An 18,509-nucleotide genomic window follows, 5' to 3' on the forward strand; every position below is an offset into this window, starting at 1 on the left:
TGCGTGAGAATTCACGGACCGTCACCTCACTCATGCAGACCTCCCCAGGTCACCGTCATGTACGCACATTGATAGTACCACGAAGTGTCGTCGGATGCTCACAGGCGCCTCCTTCGCCATCGATTATCTGCTTGTTCTCTCATGTTGCGGCCGTTAGGCTCCGGCGCGTGAAGATTCTTTCGGTGAACGTCGGGCGGCCCCGCGAGAACCCGTGGAAGGGCCTCGCCGCCACCTACATCGACAAGCGACCCGTCGAGGGCCCGGTCCGGGTGACCTCGCCGGGGCCGAAGGGCGACGGCTCGGTCGGGCTCGAAGGCGACCGGGTCGGCGATGTGGAGAACCACGGCGGCACCGACCAGGCCGTGTACGTCTACGGGAACGAGGACTACGCGCATTTCGGGGCGCTCCTGGGCCGCGAGTTCGGGCCGGGCGCCTTCGGTGAGAACCTCACCGTCGCCGGGTACGACGTGAACGCCGCCCTCATCGGCGAGCGCTGGGCCGGGCCCGGCGGGCTCGTGCTCCAGGTGACCGGTGCGCGCATCCCGTGCGGGACCTTCCGCGGCTGGATCGACGAGCGCGGCTGGCTCAAGACGTTCACGCGCGAGGCCCGTCCGGGCCCGTACATGCGGGTGGTCGAGCCGGGCCACGTCGAGGCGGGTGCCGACCTCGAAGTGGTGCACCGGCCCGACCACGGGGTCACGGCGGCGATGTTCTTCCGCGCGGCCATGGGCGAGCGCGAGCTGGTGGAGGACGTCGCGTCGATTCCCGATCTCGCCCCCGGCGACGCGGCCTGGCTGCGGGGACGCTAGGCCGGGCTCTGGGCGGCCTGGCTGCGGGGACGTTAGGCCGGGCTCTGGGCGGCCTGGAGCGCGGGCTTGCGGAAGTAGGCGTTGGCGCTGGGGCTGAACATGACCGCCGTCGCGATGAGCACGGCCGCGATGTGCAGCATCCGTGCCACGAAGACGCCCATCATGAGCTCGCCGTCGCCGCCGAACGCCTCGAGGAACGGCGTGCCGTCCATGAGGAGCCGGGCCGGCTCGACGACCAGCGACGCCAGGCCGATGACCGACAGGAGCACGGCGAGCGCCCAGCGGGCCCAGCGGCGTCCGGACGCGAAGGCGACCACGATCGTCATGACTCCGATGTAGACGGCGCCGCGGACGCCGAGGGCGGTCCACACGCCGGAGTCCAATCCGGAGTCCCGGGCGATCTCGCTGACGACGAACACGGCTTCGATGACGCCCGCGACGACCGCGGTGGTCCACAGCAGGGCGGCGTTGGTGACTGACTGGGGTTTCTCCATGCGCTCAACGCTATGGACTCAGGCCCCCTGAATCGATCCGGTGAGCGTGCCGGTCGGTGGTGGGGTGCGCCCTACCCTGCCGCCGCGCCGGCGGCGAGTTCCTTGCGGCCCAAGTGGTCTGCCGCCCGGATGGGTTCGGGGAGGCGGTAGCGGGGCGCGAGTTCGAGCACGAGGTCGCGGGCGGATGCGAGGGTGCGGCGGTGGCCGACCGAGACGTACACGGGCTTGACGCCGTCCTGGGTGCGCAGCGCGCATCCGACGGTCTCCTCCCCCGCGCTGATCGGGGTCCAGGCGCCGCGCTCGGCGGCGGGGGCCTCGACGGGCAGGTGCGGCGGGTTCTTGGCGACGCCGATCGCGGGCGCGTCGAGCACGACCCCGAGATGGCACGCGAGCCCGAAACGGCGCGGGTGGGTGAGGCCGTACCCGTCGCACACGTACAGGTCGGGAGTCACGGTGAGCGCTTCGACGGCCTTGAGCAGCAACGGGAGTTCGCGGAACGCGAGGAGCCCGGGGACGTACGGGAAGTCGGAGGCGCCGCGCACGACCGCCTGGTCGAGCACGGCGAGATCACCGCGCCGCAGCACGACGGCGGTGGCGACGGCCGTGTCGGAGTGCTTGTCGTAGGCGATGTCGAGTCCCGCGACCGTCGCGACGGGCCGGTCGTCGTCGGCGACGACCACGCACCCGGCCAGCTCGGTCTGCATCGCGACCGCCTCGGCCTCATCGCGCGGCAGACGGGCGTACGCGGCGCGGGCCTGGGGTGCCTTGGAGTCGCTCACACCGGAAGCCTAACGAAGCGCCAGTGGCCGGGGATCCCCTGTCGCGCCGGGCGGCGGGCGGACCTCTCCTCATCGCCATACGAATCGGCGCTCGGACACCGGCCCGACGCGCTCGACCTGCATGCGCCTGTACCGCCCTGCGCTCCGTCGGCCTCGGCCCGAACCGGTACCGAACCGGCATGAGTACTGAAGGCCATATTGCCATCCCTAACCCCCACCCACCCAGAGGGGACCGTCGCCGCCAGCATTGCCGCCGGGCCCGACAATTCTCGGGCCCGCGAGCCCGGATGTCACCCGAAAGGGTGCAGCAGGAAGGTCGGCCGAGGTCGGGAACCCGGCCGAGTCAGCGCTCGCCGCCAAGGCCAGCCAGTGGTCAGCGCTCGCCGCCGAGGCCAGCCGGTGGTCAGCCCTCGCCGCCGAGGTCGTAGGGGAAGTCCTCGGCGTCGAAGTCGTCGGCGAAGACGTCCGCCGGGTCGGAGGCGGGGGCGCCGACCGGGTCGGCGGCCGGGTCCTCGGCTTCGGTCTCGAAGCTGCCGTCGCTCTCGGACTCGTACTGGAACGCGGACTCAAACTGGAACTCATCGGAGCCCGCGGCGCCGTCGAACACGTCGTCCGAGCCGGCGGCTTCGCCACCGCGAGCGTCAGGGTCCGCAGCGGCCTCCAAGGACGCGAAGAAGTCCTCGCCGAAGGCTTCCTCGTCCCCGGTGTCCCATTGATCGGTCATGGCGGCCTCCCCGCGTCTCCTCCCAGCATATTCAGCCCTCCCGGGCATCGCCGCAAGACCGCGGCAAGACGGCCGCAGGCGCCGCCGCCGGGCCGATCGCCCGCCGCCGCTGCCCGACCGGTCCCGCCGCCCCCGGGCAGTCCCGCGTACCCCCCGCCCGGCCGACACCAGGCCCACCGTTCCGGCCCTGCCGAGGCCGTGCCGCGACTCGCCGCTGCCGTGAGCGGATCCGCCGAGGGCGAACGGGGCTTGCCCGCCGACCGGCAGGCCGCCATGCTCAGGGGATGAGCACCCAAGCAAAGCGAATCCTCGTCCTCGGCGGCACCGTCTACCTCTCCCGGACCATCGCCCGCCTCGCGGCCGAACGCGGCCACCGGGTCACCGTCGCCGCGCGCGGCTCCAGCGGCGAGCCGCCCGCGGGTACCGAGTTCATCGCGATCGACAGGAGCTTCGAAGGCGGCGTCGAACCCTTGCGGGACAAGGAATTCGACGCGGTCTTCGATGTGGCCCGCATCCCCGCCCACATCGGCCCGGTCCTCGACGTCCTCGCCGACAAGGCCCCCTACTGGTCGTTCATCTCCACGATCTCCGTCTACGCGAACTTCGAGAAGCTCTCCGACGAGCTCCTCGAACCCACCGCCCCCGACTCCACCGACCCCGCCGTCGAGGCCTACGGCGCGAGCAAGGTCGCGTGCGAGAACCTCGTGCGCGAACGCCTCGGCGACCGCGCCCTCGTCACCCGGCCCGGCCTCATCGTCGGCGCGGGCGACCCCAACGACCGGCTCGGCTACTGGCCCCTGCGCATGGCCGAAGGCGGCGAGATCCTCGCGCCCGCGCCGCGGGAGCGGCCGGTGCAGTGGATCGACGTCGAGGACTACGCGAACTGGCTCCTCGACGCCGCCGAATCAGGCGCCACCGGCACCATGGACGCCATCGGGGAACCGGTCGGGTTCGGCGACTTCCTCGACGGCATCGCCGACTCGCTCATCGCGCAGGGCGTCATCACCGAGCGGCCGAACCTCACCTGGGTGCCGCAGGAGTTCCTGCTCGAACAGGAGGTCGCCCCGTGGGCGGGCCCCGGCTCGCTCGGCTTCTGGGTGCCCACGCCCGACTACGACGGCTTCCAGACCCGGCCCGGCGCGCAGGCCGTCGCCGCCGGATTCCGGCCCTCGCCGCTCCAGGTCACGGTCGAACGCTGGTGGAAGGCGAATGCCGAAGCGCCGCAACTGAAAGCCGGCATGACGCGAAAGCGCGAAGGCGAACTCCTCGCCGCGTTCCACGGCACCGAACCGGACCCGGACCTCGACCGGCTCGACGGCGAGCGGACGTTCACGGTCCCCAAACCGCCCGCTGACGAGAACTGAGCGGCGAGGAACGAGGCGGCGAAGGCCGACGGGCGAGAACTCGGGCGGGCGGCAGCGACGGGCGCTCGGGCCGAGGCGCTTGAAGCCCGGCCGCCGATCCGGGCCCGGAGCCGGGTACCGAGCCCCGCGAACCGAAAAGCAGGTCCCGGGAACCGAAAAGCAGGTCGCGGCAACTGAAAAGCGAGTCCTGAGAGACGCGGACGGCCCCGCCTTCCGGCGGGGCCGTCCACTGCGTCTCATGCCTCGACCGGCGGCTACTGCACCGGCGGGGAAGGCGGCTGCTGCCCGTACGGCGGCTGGCCCGGCTGACCCGGACCGGGCTGGCCGTACGGCGGCTGACCGCCGTAAGGCGGCTGGCCCTGGTACGGGCCCGCGTCCGGCTCGTCCTTGCGGAAGAACTCGTTCGAGGCGGGGACCGCCAGCAGGATGATGATGATCAGCGAACCGACGATGAACATGATCAGCGTGATCCAGTCCAGCGCGGCGACCCAGCCCGGGGTGGCGTCCTCGATCGCCCGCGTCATCTCGTCCTCGTACTCGGTCCCGTTGACCGTGTAGCTGGTCGAGCCCAGCTGGCCGACGAGGCCCCCGAGGCCGCAGCAGGCCAGCGCGATGCCCGACAGGATCCAGGAGAGGATGCGCCCGGGCCGGTTGCCCTTGTTGTTCAGGATGCCGAGGATCACGTAGAACACGGCGAACAGCAGGTAGACGCCGGCGACGGCGGCGAACGTGATCGTCATGATCGTGTCGACGTCGTCGGCGGTGATGCCCGAGCCCTCGAGGGACGGGTCGTTGAGCATCTGGTCGCGGACGACGTCGCCGACGGCCGACTGGGCGGAGAACATGGCGATGGCGGTAATGACGAGCAGCGCCGCGGTGAGGAACTGGGTCCACACCACGGCGGTGACCGATCCCGGCCTGGTCTTCGGTCCCGACGGCTGGGGCTGCTGCGGGTACTGCGGCGCTGGCGGGTACGCCATGGCGGCCTCCGATTCAGATATTCAGGCGGTAAGTCAGGCTCCCTCATCGTACAAAGGGATTCGCGCCGAGGCACGCCTCTCATGCTTCGAGGTTCAGGCGGTAGCCGCGTTTGATGACGGTCTCCACACAGGACCGGAGGTGGACGGCGTCGCGCAGGCGGGTCACGGCCATCTCGACCGCGTGGCCGTCGGCGCCGCGAGGCAGGTGCCCGAGAAGCTCGGCCCGGGAGAGCACTTTCCCGTTGGCGGAGGCGAGGGCGCGGATGACGGCCATGGGGGCGGGCGGGAGCTGGAACGGCTGGTCGTCGAGGAGGACCATGTGGCCGCGGAGCTCGATCTGGTGGCCGGTCGCGAGCTGGAGGCGGCGCGAGCGCTTCGGGAGGGCCGAGGCGACGGTGCGCACGAGCGAGCCGAGGCGGGCGCGCTGCGGCTGGACGGTCTCGACTCCCAAGCGCTCCAAGGGGGCCGCGGTGACGGGGCCGACCGCGACCGGGAGGACGCCGTTGTCCTCGGCGGAGGCGCGGAACGCTTCGAGCATGTCGGCGGCCTGGTCGCCGGCGATGCGCAGGAGCGCGTTCGCGGCGGGCGCGGAGGTGAACGTGACCGCGTCGATGCGGCGGGCGCAGACGGCGTCGACGAGGCGCTGGACCGGGGTGATGTCGGTCGGGAGCGTCCAGCGGTAGACGGGGACCGGGACGGCCGCGCCGCCGCCGGCGCGGACGGTGCGGATGAAGTCCTCGGCGGGGTCGCCGTGGAGCTGGATGGCGACGCGCTGGCCGTTGACGCCGCGTTCGCGGAGGTATTCGACCACTTCGTCGCCGGTCTCGCTGGGGGCGGTCCACTCCTCGGCGAGGCCGGCGGCGCGGACGGCGCCGAGGGCCTTGGGTCCGCGGCAGAGGATGCGGGCGCGGGCGAGGACTTCGAGGAGGTCCTCGCCCATGCCCCAGCCTTCGGCGGCTTCGAGCCAGCCGCGGAAGCCGATGCCGGTGGTGGCGACGACGAGGTCGGGCGCCTCCCGGATGAGTTCGACGGTGGCCGCGCGGAGGGCCTCGTCGTCGGGGAGCGGGACGATGCGCAGCGTCGGGGCGACGATCGTGCGGGCGCCGCGGCGCTCCAGCAGCGTCGCGAGCTCGTCGGCGCGGCGCTGCGCGGTGACGGCCACGGTGTAGCCGGTCAGCGGCGCGAGCTTCGTCTCGGTCTCTTGGACGGGGGCTCCGGGAGCGGCCATCAGGTGCTCGCTTTCGCTTCCGAGTGGGCGCCGACGCGGATCTGCCCGTCGACGACTTCGACGGCGTAGACCTCGAGTGCGACGGCCTCGTCGTCGAGGCAGACGCCGGTCTTGAGGGAGAACGCCTGCTTGAGGAGGGGGCTGACGACGACGGGTTCGCCGCCGCGGTCGCCGACGAGGCCGCGGCTGATGACGTTGGCGCCCATGAACGGGTCCTCGTTGGAGACCGCGTAGAGGCTGTCGTCGAAGAGGCGGAACACGGCGACCTGGGAGCCGTCCGCCAGGAGCGCGGCGACGCCGCGGCCGGGGACGAGCCGGTCGAATTCGCAGATGGGCTGCACTGTGATCACTTCCCTTGGGAGGAGCGGAGGACGGGCGTACCGAGCAGGACCGGCTGCGAGCGCTCGGTGGTCCCGGCCGGGAACTTCTGGCCGCGGACCTCTTCGAACTCGATCGTGGGGTCCGGGGTCTCGGGGGCGTTGACGAAGGAGACGAACCGCTGGAGCTTCTCGGGGTCGTCGATGACGCCCTTCCACTCGTCGGCGTAGTTCTCGACGTGCTTGGCCATGAGCGCGTCGAGTTCGCCGCAGATGCCGAGCCGGTCGTCGACGATGACCTCGCGGAGGTAGTCGAGGCCGCCTTCGAGGGATTCGACCCACTTGGAGGTGCGCTGGAGCCGGTCGGCGGTGGAGATGTAGAACATCAGGAACCGGTCGATGGTGCGGACCAGCGTCTCGGAGTCCACGTCGGACAGGAGCAGGTCGGCGTGGCGGGGCGTGAAGCCGCCGTTGCCGCCGACGTAGAGGTTCCAGCCGTGCTCGGTGGCGATGATCCCGAAGTCCTTGCCGCGGGCTTCGGCGCATTCGCGCGCGCAGCCGGAGACGGCGGACTTGAGCTTGTGGGGGCTGCGCAAGCCCCGGTAGCGCAGTTCGAGGTCGATGGCCATCTTGACCGAGTCCTGGACGCCGTAGCGGCACCAGTCGGTGCCGACGCAGGACTTGACGGTGCGCAGGGCCTTGCCGTAGGCGTGGCCGGATTCGAAGCCGGCGTCGACGAGCTTGCGCCAGATCTTCGGGAGGTCTTCGACGCGGGCGCCGAACATGTCGATGCGCTGGCCGCCGGTGATCTTGGTGTAGAGGTCGAACTCCTTGGCGACCTCGCCGATGACGATGAGCTTGTCGGGCGTGATCTCGCCGCCGGGGATGCGCGGGACGACCGAGTAGGTGCCGTTGCGCTGCATGTTGGCGAGGAAGTGGTCGTTGGTGTCCTGGAGCGCGGCCTGCTCGCCGTCGAGGATGTGGCCGTTGGAGAGGCTCGCGAGGATCGAGGCGACCGCGGGCTTGCACAGGTCGCATCCGGAGCCGGTGCCGTAGCGGGTGATCAGCTCGGAGAAGGTGGTGATGCCGGTGACCTTGACGATGTCGAACAGTTCGGCCCGGGACTGGGTGAAGTGCTCGCACACGGCCTTGGAGACCTCGACGCCGCCTTCGGCGAGGAGCTGCTTGAGCATGGGGATGCACGAGCCGCAGGAGGTGCCGGCCTTGGTGCAGGTCTTCAGCTCGGCGACGTCGTGGCAGCCTTCGTGGATGGCGCCCATGATCTCGCCCTTGGTGACGGCGTTGCAGGAGCAGACCTGCGCGCCGTCGGGCAGGGCGCCTTCGATCTCGCCGCCGCCGAGGAGGTCGGCGAGCTTGCCGGGGACCTTGCCGCCGACGCTGGCGCGCAGCAGCGGGTAGGGCTCGGCGTCGCCGACGAGCATGCCGCCGAGCAGGGTGGTGGCGTCGTCGGAGAGGATCAGCTTGGCGTACGTGCCGTGGGCCGGGTCGAGGTAGGTGGTGGAGAGCGGGCCCTCCATCGCCCCGAACTGGGCGACGTCGACGCCGAGGAGCTTGAGCTTCGTGGACATGTCGGCGCCGGGGAAGGTCGCCTCGCCGCCCGCGAGGCGGTCGGCGACCACTTCGGCCATCGCGTAGCCGGGGGCCACGAGGCCGTAGCACATGCCTTCCATGGCGGCGACCTCGCCGATCGCGTACACGTCCGGGTCGGAGGTGGCGCAGGACAGGTCGGTGATGATGCCGCCGCGCTCGCCGACCTCGATGCCGCAGTCGCGGGCGAGCTGGTCGCGGGGGCGCACGCCGGCCGCGAAGATGATCAGGTCGGTGTCGTAGGAGACGCCGTCGCGGTTGGTGTCCATGCGCAGGCGGCCGTCGACGGCTTCGATCTTCGTGCCGCCGGTCGAGCAGTCGACGCCGATGCCGAGCTTCTCGATGTGCTGCTTGAGGATGCCGCCGCCGGCCTCGTCGAGCTGGCGGGCCATGAGCCAGGGGGCGAACTCGACGATCTGGGTCTCGAGGCCCAGGAGCTTCAGGGCGTTCGCGGCTTCGAGGCCGAGGAGGCCGCCGCCGATGACGACGCCGTGGCGCCGGCCCTCGGCGTGGGCCTTGATGTTCTCGAGGTCCTCGATGGTGCGGTACACGAACACGCCCGGGAGGTCCTTGCCCTCCATGGGGGGCACGAACGCGTAGGAGCCGGTGGCGAACACGAGCTTGTCGTACGGGTACTCGCCCGTCGCGGAGCGGACGACCTTCGCGGCGCGGTCCACTTCGGTCGCGGCCTCGCCGAGGCGGACCTCGACGCCGGGCAGGTCCGAGGCGAGCGAGAGCTCCTCGGCGCTGACGCCGTCGAAGAACGCCGAGAGGCGGACCCGGTCGTACGCCGGGCGCGGCTCCTCGCACAGGACCGTGACCTCCCAGGACGGGTCGCGCTGGGTGACCGCCTCCAGGAAGCGGCGGCCGACCATGCCGTCGCCGATGACTACGAGTTTGCTCATGCTGACACCTCATCGAGTTGTTCGGCGGCCCGGCCGAGTCCGGCGACGGTGCCGTTCAGCCACTTGCAGAGTCCGGCGACGTCTTCGGTGCAGGTTCCGCATCCGGTCGACGCCTGCGTGGCGTCGGACAGGGCCTCGGGAGTGCGGGCGCCGTTGAAGAACGCGTCGCTGAGCTCCCGTTTCGTGACGTTGTTGCAGCGGCAGACCACGACCTCGTCGGGCATGGACGCCGGCGTTACGGGGGCCACCGAGACGGATTCGCCGGGGCGGCCCATGAGGAGGGTGCGGCGGTCGTGCGGCACCGGGTCGCCGGTGTCGAACAACTGGACCACCTGGCCCACCATCGGGTTGTCGCCGAGCATGACCGCGCCCGCGAGGCGGCCCTCGGCGTCGATGACCAGGCGCGCGTACGTGCCGCGCGCGGGATCGGCGAAGGAGACCACCTCGTCGCCGTCGACCTCGCCCATGGCGGCCAGCTCGATGCCGGAGGCCTTGAGGCGGGTGACCAGGCGCGAGCCCTCGTAGGCGGCGTCGGGGTTGACGCCGGAGAGGAGGTCGACGACGACGTCCGCCTGCTCCCAGGCGGGGCCGACGAGGCCGTAGGGGATGCCGCGGTGCTCGGCGCAGTCGCCGACCGCGAAGACGTCGGGGTGGGAGGTGCGGCACTGGTCGTCGATGACGACGGCGCGGCCGGTCGCCAGGCCCATCGAGGCGGCCAGGTCGGTGTTGGGGCGGATCCCGCACGAGACGACCAGGAGCTGCCCGGTGACGGTGCGGCCGTCGGCGAGCACGAGCGTGAGCCCGTCGTCGCCGTGGATGACGCGGGTGGTCTGCGCGTCGACGACCGACTCGACGCCGACTTCGGCGTACGTGTCGGCGAGGACCTTCGCGCCGAGCGGGTCGAGCTGGCGGTCCATGAGGTGGCCCGCGGCGTGGACCACGGTCACGTCCATGCCCCGCTTGGCGAGCCCGCGGGCGGATTCCAGGCCGAGGAGGCCGCCGCCGAGGACGATCGCGGAGGCGCGGTTCGCGGCCTCGTCGAGGATCGAGCGCGCGTCCTCGATGGTGCGGAGCACGTACGCGCCGGTGGGGAGCGGGTCGAGGCCCGGGATCGGCGGCACGAACGCCTCCGCGCCCGTGGCGAGGACGAGCTTGTCGAAGGGGGTCCCGTTCACCGTCTTCGCGTCGAGGTCGACGGTCTCGACGGCCTCGCCGAGGCGGAGCTCGACGTGGTCGGGCGGGACGGGAAGGGCGATCTCGGCCTCGGTCTGCTTGCCCGCGATCATGCTCGAGAGCAGGATGCGGTTGTACGCGGCCTCGGACTCGGCGCCGAACACGGTGACGTCGACGCCGCGGCGCCCGAGCTCGCGGGCGATGCGGGCCCCGGCCATGCCGTAGCCGACGATGGCGACCTTCACGCGCTGGACCTCCAGGTGCTGGCTGACTGCGGGCGCGACCTGGATCCCAGGTCGCGCTGTCGGAGCGACGGCGCTGTCAGCCCGACTGGCGTCTAGATTCGCCCGGGCCTGTTTCGCGATCGAGCGGTCAATGTTTCGCGTGTGCTAAGTAGTCCGCACGCTCCGGTCGCCGCGGCTCGACAGCTCGTGCGCGGTACCCGACTGGGGGTAGCGGTCCCGGGCCCGAACCCTTACAGTGGATCGGCCTGCAATCGGCCGGTTTCGCCGCTAGGGAGCGCTATGTCAGAAAATCACCCGTTCGTGTTGCCGACCTTCTATCAGCCGTACCCGGCCCGACTGAATCCGCACGTCGAAGGCGCGCGGGCCCACGCCCGGGTCTGGGCGAAGGAGATGGGCATGCTCGACGCCCCGGCCGAGGCCGGCGGGGTCATCTGGGACGAGGCCGAACTCGACCGCCACGACTACGGCCTGCTGTGCGCCTACACGCACCCCGACTGCGACGCGCCCGCGCTCGACCTCATCACCGACTGGTACGTGTGGGTGTTCTTCTTCGACGACCACTTCCTCGACGCGTTCAAGCGCACCCGCGACACCGCCGGCGCGAAGGCCTACCTCGACCGGATCCCCCTGTTCATGCCCCTGGACCTCGGGGCGACGCCCGAACCGGAGAACCCGGTCGAGCTCGGCCTGGCCGACCTGTGGCGGCGCACCGCGCCCGCGATGTCGGCGGGCTGGCGCGAGCGGTTCCTCGAGTCCACCGTCAACCTGCTGTTCGAGTCGCTGTGGGAGCTCGACAACATCGCCTCGGACCGGGTCGCCAACCCGATCGAGTACATCGAGATGCGCCGCAAGGTCGGCGGCGCTCCCTGGTCGGCGGGGCTCGTCGAGTACGCCGTCGGCGCCGAGGTCCCCGACAAGGTCGCCGCGGCCCGACCGCTGAAGGTCCTGCGGGACACGTTCGCCGACGGCGTGCACCTGCGCAACGACCTGTTCTCGTACGAGCGGGAGGTCGCCAGCGAAGGCGAGAACGCGAACGCGGTCCTCGTGTTCGAGCGGTTCCTCGGCATGGCGACCCAGCCGGCCGCCGAACTCGTCAACGACATCCTCACCTCGCGGCTCCACCAGTTCGAGAACACCGCGCTCACCGAGATCCCGGTGCTGTGCGCCTCCGAAGGGCTCACGCCGCCCGAGCAGGCCGCGATCGGCCTGTACGCCAAGGGACTCCAGGACTGGCAGGCCGGCGGGCACGAATGGCACATGCGGTCGAGCCGGTACATGAACGACGCGGCGCAGCGAGTCCTCAGCGGCCCCAACGGGATCGGCACCTCGCAGGCCCGGCTGGCGGCCTCGGCGCTCAAGCAGCACACGCGGGCGCCGTTCCGCACGGTCGGGCCGACCCCGATGCCCGAGTTCCACCAGCCGTTCGAGCTGCGGCTCAACCCGAACCTCGACGCGGCCCGCCGCCACGCGGTCGACTGGGCCGAGGCGATGGGGTTCCTCGTCCCCGACCCGGCCCTGCCCGGGTCGGGCCTGTGGAACCGGCGGCAGTTCATCGGCTTCGACTTCGCGCTGTGCTCGGCCGGGATCGACCCCGACGGCACCGCCGAGGAGCTGAACACCTCCGCCGACTGGCTCGCGTGGGGCACCTACGGCGACGACTACTACCCGGCGGCCTTCAGCCGCGGCCGGAACCTCGGCGCCGCGATCGCCCAGCACCGCCGGCTCCTCGAGTTCATGCCGCTCGACATCGGCTCTGACATCGGCTCCGGGAGCGGCGCGCCGGCGCCGGTCCCGGCGAACCCGGTCGAGCTCGCGCTCGCCGACCTGTGGCGGCGCACCGCCGCCGGGTTCGACGAGCGCGCCCGCGCCGAGTTCAAGCGGGCCGTCGAGAAGATGCTCGAAGGCTGGCTGTGGGAGGTCCACACCGAGTCGCAGAACCGCGTGCCCGACCCGGTCGACTACGTCGAGATGCGCCGCGACTCGTTCGGATCCGACCTCACGATGTCCCTCGCGCGGCTGCGGCGGGGCCGGACCATCCCCGACGCGGTGTGGAAGTCCCGGCCGATCGCGTGGATGGAGGCGAGCGTGATGGACGCGGTGTGCCTGCTCAACGACGTGTGCTCGTACCACAAGGAGATCGAGTACGAGGGGCAGCTCCTCAACGGCGTCGTCGTCATCGAGGAGTACCTCGAGGTCGACCGGGACGAGGCGGTCCGGATCGCCGCGGCCCTCGCCGACGCCCGGATCGAGCAGTTCCAGATGGTCGAGGCGAACGACCTGCCGGGCCTGGCCGAGGAGCACGGCCTCGACGCCGACGCGCGGACCGCGCTCGCCGGTTACGTGGCGGACCTGAAGAACTGGGTCGCGGCGATCCACAAGTGGCACCTGGACGGGACCGACCGGTACCGCGAGGAGACGCTGCGGCGCCTCGCCGACGCCGGACCGGGCTCGACCGCGGCGCTCGGCGTCGGCCGGTACCTCGAACTCGGCCGGAGCGAAGCGGCGCCCGCGGGAAGCGCGGCGCCCACCGGCGGCACCGGAGCGGAAGCGGTGACCGCGGCGCAGGCCGGCGGCGCCGAACCCGAAGCGGTGCTCGCCGGAAGCGCGGCGGAGGCGGCCGGGGCGGCGGCCCCGTCCGGGTTCCCGGTGCCGGGGCCGCCGTCCTGGCGCGACTACCTGGCGCCGCGGCCGGAGAACGCCGCTCCGGCGCCGATCGCGGCGACGAACGCGAACACGGCCGCGATCATCCGCTTCTTAAGGGTCGCCGAGTCCTCGTCCTCCGCCTGCGCGACCGGGTCCGCCTCGTCGAGCGCGAGCCCGTCGGGCAGCGGACCGGGATCCGGGGGCGGGCCGCTCGCCGAGGTCGCGGGCGCCGACGGCTCCTCGCTCGGCGGGTCCTGCGCCGGCTCGGGCGAGGGCTCGGCGGCAGGCGGGGCCGGTTCGCCCGTGGTCGGAGCGGGCGGCTCCGGCGACGGCGGCACGGGAGCCGGCGGCGACGGCTCCGGTGCGGTCGGCGACGGCGCGGTCGGGTCCGGGGACGGGGGCTCGTGCGACGGGCTCGGCGGCTCGGGCGGCTCGTGGGTCGGGTCCGGGCAGTCGAGCAGGACGGGAAGGTCCGGCAGGTTGATGAGGGGCAGGTCGATGCAGATCCAGATCTCGACGCCGACCTTCCCGCCTTCCGGCCCGGCCGCCTCGGCCGCCGGCCCCGTGCCGGAGGCCAGCGCAAGTCCGGAGAAACCGGTGACCGCCGCGGCGGCGATGACCAAGGCCACTAGTCGGCGCACGTATCCCACCACCATCTTTTGCGTTGTTCATCACGGATCGTGCTCTTCATGCTGTTTATTCTGCTTTACGAAGTCTGGTGAGATCAATGGCCATCTGGCTCCAGGGACTCCTGTTCACATTGACCGTGGTCGCGGCCGCGTGCGTGGTGATCGCACTGCTCCAGCGGTTCGCGCCGCCGACGAACCGCACCCACAACAACGAGCTCGGCACGACGATCTTCGAGCTCCTGACCGTCCTGTACGCGATCGTGCTGGCGTTCGTGCTCATCACCGCGTGGGAGAACAAGGAGGAGGCCGCGCAGGTCACGTTCCAGGAGGCGAACGAACTGGTCAACGTGTACTGGTCGGCCGCGGCGCTCGAACCGGAGCAGCGGGACCAGGTGCGCGAGGCGGTGCGGGCCTACACGGAGGAGGTGATCGCGGAGGAGTGGCCGGCGATGCGGGACCGGGAGCCGGTGTCCTCCGAGGGCCTGCTGCTGCTGGACGCGATGCGCGCGCCGGTCGCGGGGGCGCAGACCGACGACGACGTGACCCAGGCTCGGCTCGACGCCGCCCAGGAGGGGGTCTTCGCGGTGACCGAGTACCGCACCGACCGACTGCTCCAGGCCGAGCGGGGCCTGAGCGCGGCGATGTGGACGGTGCTGGTGCCGGGCGCGATCCTCGTGTTCGCGGTGATGCTGACGCTCGGGACGCCAACCCGGAAGTACCAGTACGTGCTGGTGGGGCTGATCTCGGGGATGGTGGCGCTGATGCTGTTCGCGACGTACCAGCTCGAGTACCCGTTCAGCCGCAGCGGCGCGACGGAGCCGGTCGCGTACGAGACCGCGATCGAGCGGTTCGACGCCATCGATGCGAACTATACACGCGATCAACTCTTTTGAGTGAATTTCCTAGTGATCGGGTGAATTTTGCCAATACGATGTTTATCGAGCCTTAATCGCCTCGAAGTGAGGAAGTGTCCGCATGACCGACTCCGCCGTCGAAAGCACGCCGGCCGCCGTTCCGCAGCAGACCGCGAACGGACAGCACCAGACCAGCCTCAGCACCGCCGCCGCCCGCAACCTCGCCACCACCACCAAGACCGTCCCGCAGATGCAGGAGATCACCTCCCGGTGGCTCCTGCGGGTGCTCCCGTGGGTGCAGACCCAGGGCGGCGCGTACCGGGTCAACCGGCGCCTCACGCACACCGTCGGCGACGGCCGCGTCGAGTTCACCACCGAGGGGGACGCCGTCCGCGTCATCCCGACCGAGCTCGGCGAGATCGCGCTCCTGCGCGGCATCGACGACGAAGAGGTGCTGGGCGCGCTCGCCGACCGCTTCGAGCAGCGCGAGATCCGCTCCGGGGAGCACCTCGCCCAGGAGGGGCAGCCGGTCGACGGCCTGCACCTGATCGCCCACGGCCGCGTCGAGAAGTTCGGCGCCGGGCCCTACGGGGACCAGTCGTCGCTCGGGCTCATGGTGGACGGCGACCACTTCGGCGACGAGATCCTCATCGAGGACGGGCCCGTGTGGGACCACGACGTCATCGCGGCCACCCCGGTCACGGTCCTGACCCTCCCGGCCCCCGCGGTGGCCGAGCTGCTCGAGCGGGTGCCCGCGCTCGCCGAGCACCTGGAGCGGTTCCGGGCCGGGCGGTCGGCGAAGGCGAACAAGTACGGCGAGTCGGCGATCGACATCGCCGCGGGCCACACCGGCGAACCGGACCTGCCGCGCACGTTCGTCGACTACGAGCTCGCGCCGCGCGAGTACGAGCTGTCGGTGGCGCAGACGGTGCTGCGCGTCCACACGCGCGTCGCCGACCTCTACAACCACCCGATGAACCAGATGGAGCAGCAGCTCCGGCTCACCGTCGAGGCCCTCCGCGAGCAGCAGGAGGACCAGATGGTCAACAACAAGGAGTTCGGGCTCCTGCACAACGCGGCGCTGAGCCAGCGGATCCCGACCCGGTCGGGCCCGCCCACGCCGGACGACATGGACGAGCTCATCAGCCGCCGCCGCAAGCCCCAGTACCTGCTCGCGCACCCGAGGGCGATCGCCGCGTTCGGCCGCGAGTGCACCAAGCGGGGCATCTACCCGTCGACGGTCGACTTCCACGGGCACCACATCCCGGCGTGGCGGGGCGTCCCGATCCTGCCGTGCAACAAGATCCCGATCTCCTCGGCCCGCACCACCTCGATCATGTGCATGCGGACCGGCGAGCAGGACCAGGGCGTGGTCGGGCTGCACCAGACGGGCCTGCCCGACGAGTACGAGCCCGGACTGTCGGTGCGGTTCATGGGCATCGACGAGAAGGCCGTCATGTCGTACCTCGTGAGCGCCTACTTCTCGGTGGCGGTCCTCGTCCCCGACGCGCTCGGCGTCCTCGAGCACGTCGAGATCGGACGCTAGGCCGGACTGCCCTGACAAGCCCGGGCGGCCGCGGGACCGCACCGTCTCGCGGCCGCCCGGGCCCGAACCCCGAGACATAGGGAGGCCCCGAATGACCGTCCTGACCGACCAGTACACCGCCGAGCGCGAGGCGATCGACGCGGGGCTCCGCGCGGCCGCGAGCCGGCTCCCCGGCCCGGCCGCCCGGATCGCGGCCTACCACTTCGGATGGACCGACGAGGCCGGGAGCCCGGTCGACGCGAACTCCGGGAAGGCCCTGCGGCCGCTCCTGACGCTCCTGGCCGCCAAGACCGTCGCGGGCGACTGGCGGGCCGCCGTCCCGGCCGCCATCGCGGTCGAGATGGTCCACAACTTCTCCCTCATCCACGACGACATCATCGACAGGGACGGGCTGCGCCGGCACCGGCCGACCGCGTGGAAGGTGTACGGCGTCAACGACGCGATCCTCGTCGGCGACGCGCTGCACGCGCTCGCGTTCGAGGTCATCGCCGAGACCGGCGGCGACCGGGCGCCGGCGGGAACGGGACTGCTCGCGCAGACCGTGCGGGCGCTCATCGAAGGGCAGCTCGCCGACACGCGGTTCGAGGACCGCGACCACGTGGACCTCGGCGAGTGCGTGGCGATGAGCGAGGCGAAGACGGCGTCGCTCATGGCGTGCGCGACGGCGCTCGGGGCGATGTTCGCCGGCGGCACGGCCGAGCAGGTGGACGCCTTGCGGGAGTTCGGGTTCCGGGTCGGGCTCGCGTTCCAGCACGTGGACGACCTCCTGGGGATCTGGGGCGACCCGGCCGTCACCGGCAAGGCCGTGTACTCGGACCTGCGGAACCGCAAGAAGTCGCTGCCGGTGACCGCCGCGCTCGGCTCGGGGCACGCGGACGCCGCTGAGCTCGCGCGGCTCTACCGGGCCGGCGGGCCGCTCGACGAGGCGGCGCTTCGCCGCGCCGCCGACCTGGTCGAGTCCTGCGGCGGCCGCGCCGCGAGCCAGCGCGCCGCCGAGACGCTCATCGCGTCGGCCGCGAACGGCCTCGCGGGGCGACGGCTGCACGACGACGCAGTGGAGGAGCTCACGAGCCTGGCGGCGAGCACCGTCGGCAGGGCCAGTTTATGGGCGGCGAGCCTCGCCCGGACCGCGCCGGCCGTCCCGACGGCCCGCGAGCGGGTCGGGACGGCCGAGGGGGCGGTGCTCCGCCGTCCGACGGCCGCGAATCCGACCGGGCGGCCGTGCGGCGGGTCCTGCTGCCGTCGCCGCGGTCGTTCTGCGCGGGCGTGGAACGGGCGATCGAGATCGTGGAGCGCCTGCTCGAGCAGCACGGGCCGCCGGTGTACGTGCGGAACCAGATCGTCCACAATGCGCACGTCGTGGCGGGCCTGGAGGCGAAGGGCGCGGTGTTCGTGTCCGAGCTCGACGAGGTCCCCGAGCATGCGCTCGTGGTGTTCAGCGCGCACGGCGTGGCCCCGGCCGTGGAGGCGGAGGCGGCGCGGCGCGGACTGGACGCGGTCGACGCGACGTGCCCGCTCGTGGCGAAGGTCCACGCGGAGGCGAAGCGGGCGGCCGACGCGGGTGACACGGTGATCCTCATCGGCCACGACGGGCACGAGGAGGTGGCCGGCACGCTGGGCGTGGCGCCGGGCCGGACGGTGCTGGTCGAGACCGTGGAAGGCGTGGCCGAGGTGCGGGTGGCGGACCGGGAGAAGGTCACCTACCTGAGCCAGACGACCCTGTCGGTGTCCGAAGTGGAGGAGATCGCGGCGGCGCTGCGGGCCCGGTTCCCGAACATCAGAGGGCAGGGCGCCGAGGACATCTGCTACGCGACGAGCAACCGCCAGGCCGCCGTGGCCGCGGTCGTCGACGAAGCGGACCTGGTCCTGGTGGTCGGTTCGGCGAACTCCTCGAACTCGAACCGCCTCGTGGAGCTGGCGGCGGCGGCCGGCGTCGAGGCGCACCTGATCGAGGACGCGGCCGCGATCGATCCGGCGTGGCTCGACGCGGCGGGCACCGTGGCCGTGACCGCCGGGGCCTCGGCGCCCCCGGTGCTCGTGGACGAGGTGGTCGCGGCCATCGCGGCGGCCGGCCCGATCGAAGTGGTCGAACGCCGGGTCGCCGACGAGCCGCAGGAGTTCCTGCTCCCCCAGCGGCTCCGGACGCACGATGCGCCGGCGCCCTCCGGGCGGACTCGGCCGCCGCGCTGACGCCGTCCGACCCGACCTCGC

The 18,509-nt window shown here is 71.9% G+C and carries 13 protein-coding genes and 2 pseudogenes; 7 read left to right on the forward strand and 8 right to left on the reverse strand.

Going from position 1 to position 18,509, the window contains the following annotated elements:
* The first annotated feature begins 167 nt into the window (after positions 1-167).
* Positions 168-809, forward strand: coding sequence for an MOSC domain-containing protein (locus GFD30_RS19285; RefSeq protein WP_322633420.1), 642 nt, complete (start codon positions 168-170; stop codon positions 807-809).
* A 32-nt stretch (positions 810-841) separates the two neighbouring features.
* Here GFD30_RS19285 and GFD30_RS19290 read toward each other — a convergent pair whose 3' ends face one another.
* From GFD30_RS19290 to GFD30_RS19300, 3 genes are all read right to left on the reverse strand, one after another.
* Positions 842-1,303, reverse strand: a complete 462-nt coding sequence (locus GFD30_RS19290; protein ID WP_153026815.1) for a hypothetical protein — start codon at positions 1,301-1,303, stop codon at positions 842-844.
* Positions 1,304-1,374: 71 nt separating this feature from the next.
* The gene (locus tag GFD30_RS19295; protein WP_322633421.1) at positions 1,375-2,082 is read right to left on the reverse strand and encodes an endonuclease V; all 708 of its coding nucleotides are present in this window, start codon (positions 2,080-2,082) and stop codon (positions 1,375-1,377) included.
* Between the two features lie 403 nt (positions 2,083-2,485).
* On the reverse strand, positions 2,486-2,806 hold the full coding sequence (locus tag GFD30_RS19300; protein ID WP_153026816.1) for a hypothetical protein: 321 nt from the start codon (positions 2,804-2,806) through the stop codon (positions 2,486-2,488).
* A gap of 284 nt (positions 2,807-3,090) precedes the next feature.
* Here GFD30_RS19300 and GFD30_RS19305 point away from each other — a divergent pair, with 284 nt between their 5' ends.
* Complete coding sequence (locus tag GFD30_RS19305; RefSeq protein WP_153026817.1) at positions 3,091-4,170, forward strand: NAD-dependent epimerase/dehydratase family protein; 1,080 nt, start codon at positions 3,091-3,093, stop codon at positions 4,168-4,170.
* Between the two features lie 254 nt (positions 4,171-4,424).
* On the opposite strand, the gene GFD30_RS19310 is transcribed toward GFD30_RS19305, so the two are convergent.
* The 5 genes from GFD30_RS19310 to GFD30_RS19330 form a co-directional block, all read right to left on the reverse strand.
* Positions 4,425-5,150: a hypothetical protein gene (locus tag GFD30_RS19310; RefSeq protein WP_153026818.1), complete on the reverse strand. Its 726-nt coding sequence runs from the start codon at positions 5,148-5,150 to the stop codon at positions 4,425-4,427.
* Between the two features lie 79 nt (positions 5,151-5,229).
* Positions 5,230-6,378, reverse strand: a complete 1,149-nt coding sequence (locus tag GFD30_RS19315; protein WP_153026819.1) for a uroporphyrinogen-III synthase — start codon at positions 6,376-6,378, stop codon at positions 5,230-5,232.
* Positions 6,378-6,728, reverse strand: a complete 351-nt coding sequence (nirD, locus tag GFD30_RS19320) for a nitrite reductase small subunit NirD (protein ID WP_322633422.1) — start codon at positions 6,726-6,728, stop codon at positions 6,378-6,380. Before nirD ends, GFD30_RS19315 begins: the two co-directional genes overlap by 1 nt.
* On the reverse strand, positions 6,725-9,208 hold the full coding sequence (gene nirB, locus GFD30_RS19325; protein WP_153026820.1) for a nitrite reductase large subunit NirB: 2,484 nt from the start codon (positions 9,206-9,208) through the stop codon (positions 6,725-6,727). The genes nirD and nirB overlap by 4 nt, the downstream gene beginning before the upstream one ends.
* Complete coding sequence (locus GFD30_RS19330) at positions 9,205-10,626, reverse strand: FAD-dependent oxidoreductase (protein ID WP_322633423.1); 1,422 nt, start codon at positions 10,624-10,626, stop codon at positions 9,205-9,207. Before GFD30_RS19330 ends, nirB begins: the two co-directional genes overlap by 4 nt.
* A 279-nt stretch (positions 10,627-10,905) precedes the next feature.
* On the opposite strand from GFD30_RS19330, the pseudogene GFD30_RS28300 reads away from it, so the two are divergent.
* The 5 genes and pseudogenes from GFD30_RS28300 to ispH all read left to right on the forward strand — a co-directional run.
* Positions 10,906-13,140, forward strand: a pseudogene (locus tag GFD30_RS28300) (terpene synthase family protein); the annotation flags it as partial.
* 856 nt (positions 13,141-13,996) lie between these two features.
* Positions 13,997-14,791 (forward strand): bestrophin-like domain, encoded by a 795-nt coding sequence (locus tag GFD30_RS28365; protein ID WP_153026842.1) that lies wholly within the window; start codon positions 13,997-13,999, stop codon positions 14,789-14,791.
* An 82-nt stretch (positions 14,792-14,873) separates the two neighbouring features.
* A complete protein-coding gene (locus GFD30_RS19345; protein ID WP_153026821.1) occupies positions 14,874-16,298 on the forward strand; it encodes a family 2B encapsulin nanocompartment shell protein in 1,425 nt (474 codons plus the stop codon).
* A 91-nt stretch (positions 16,299-16,389) separates the two neighbouring features.
* A pseudogene (locus GFD30_RS19350) lies at positions 16,390-17,181 on the forward strand (polyprenyl synthetase family protein); the annotation flags it as partial.
* A 221-nt stretch (positions 17,182-17,402) separates the two neighbouring features.
* Positions 17,403-18,488, forward strand: a complete 1,086-nt coding sequence (ispH, locus tag GFD30_RS19355) for a 4-hydroxy-3-methylbut-2-enyl diphosphate reductase (RefSeq protein ID WP_153026822.1) — start codon at positions 17,403-17,405, stop codon at positions 18,486-18,488.
* The last annotated feature ends 21 nt before the right edge of the window (positions 18,489-18,509 follow it).

The organism is Glycomyces albidus (assembly GCF_009451885.1).
GTDB lineage: Bacteria > Actinomycetota > Actinomycetes > Mycobacteriales > Micromonosporaceae > Glycomyces > Glycomyces albidus.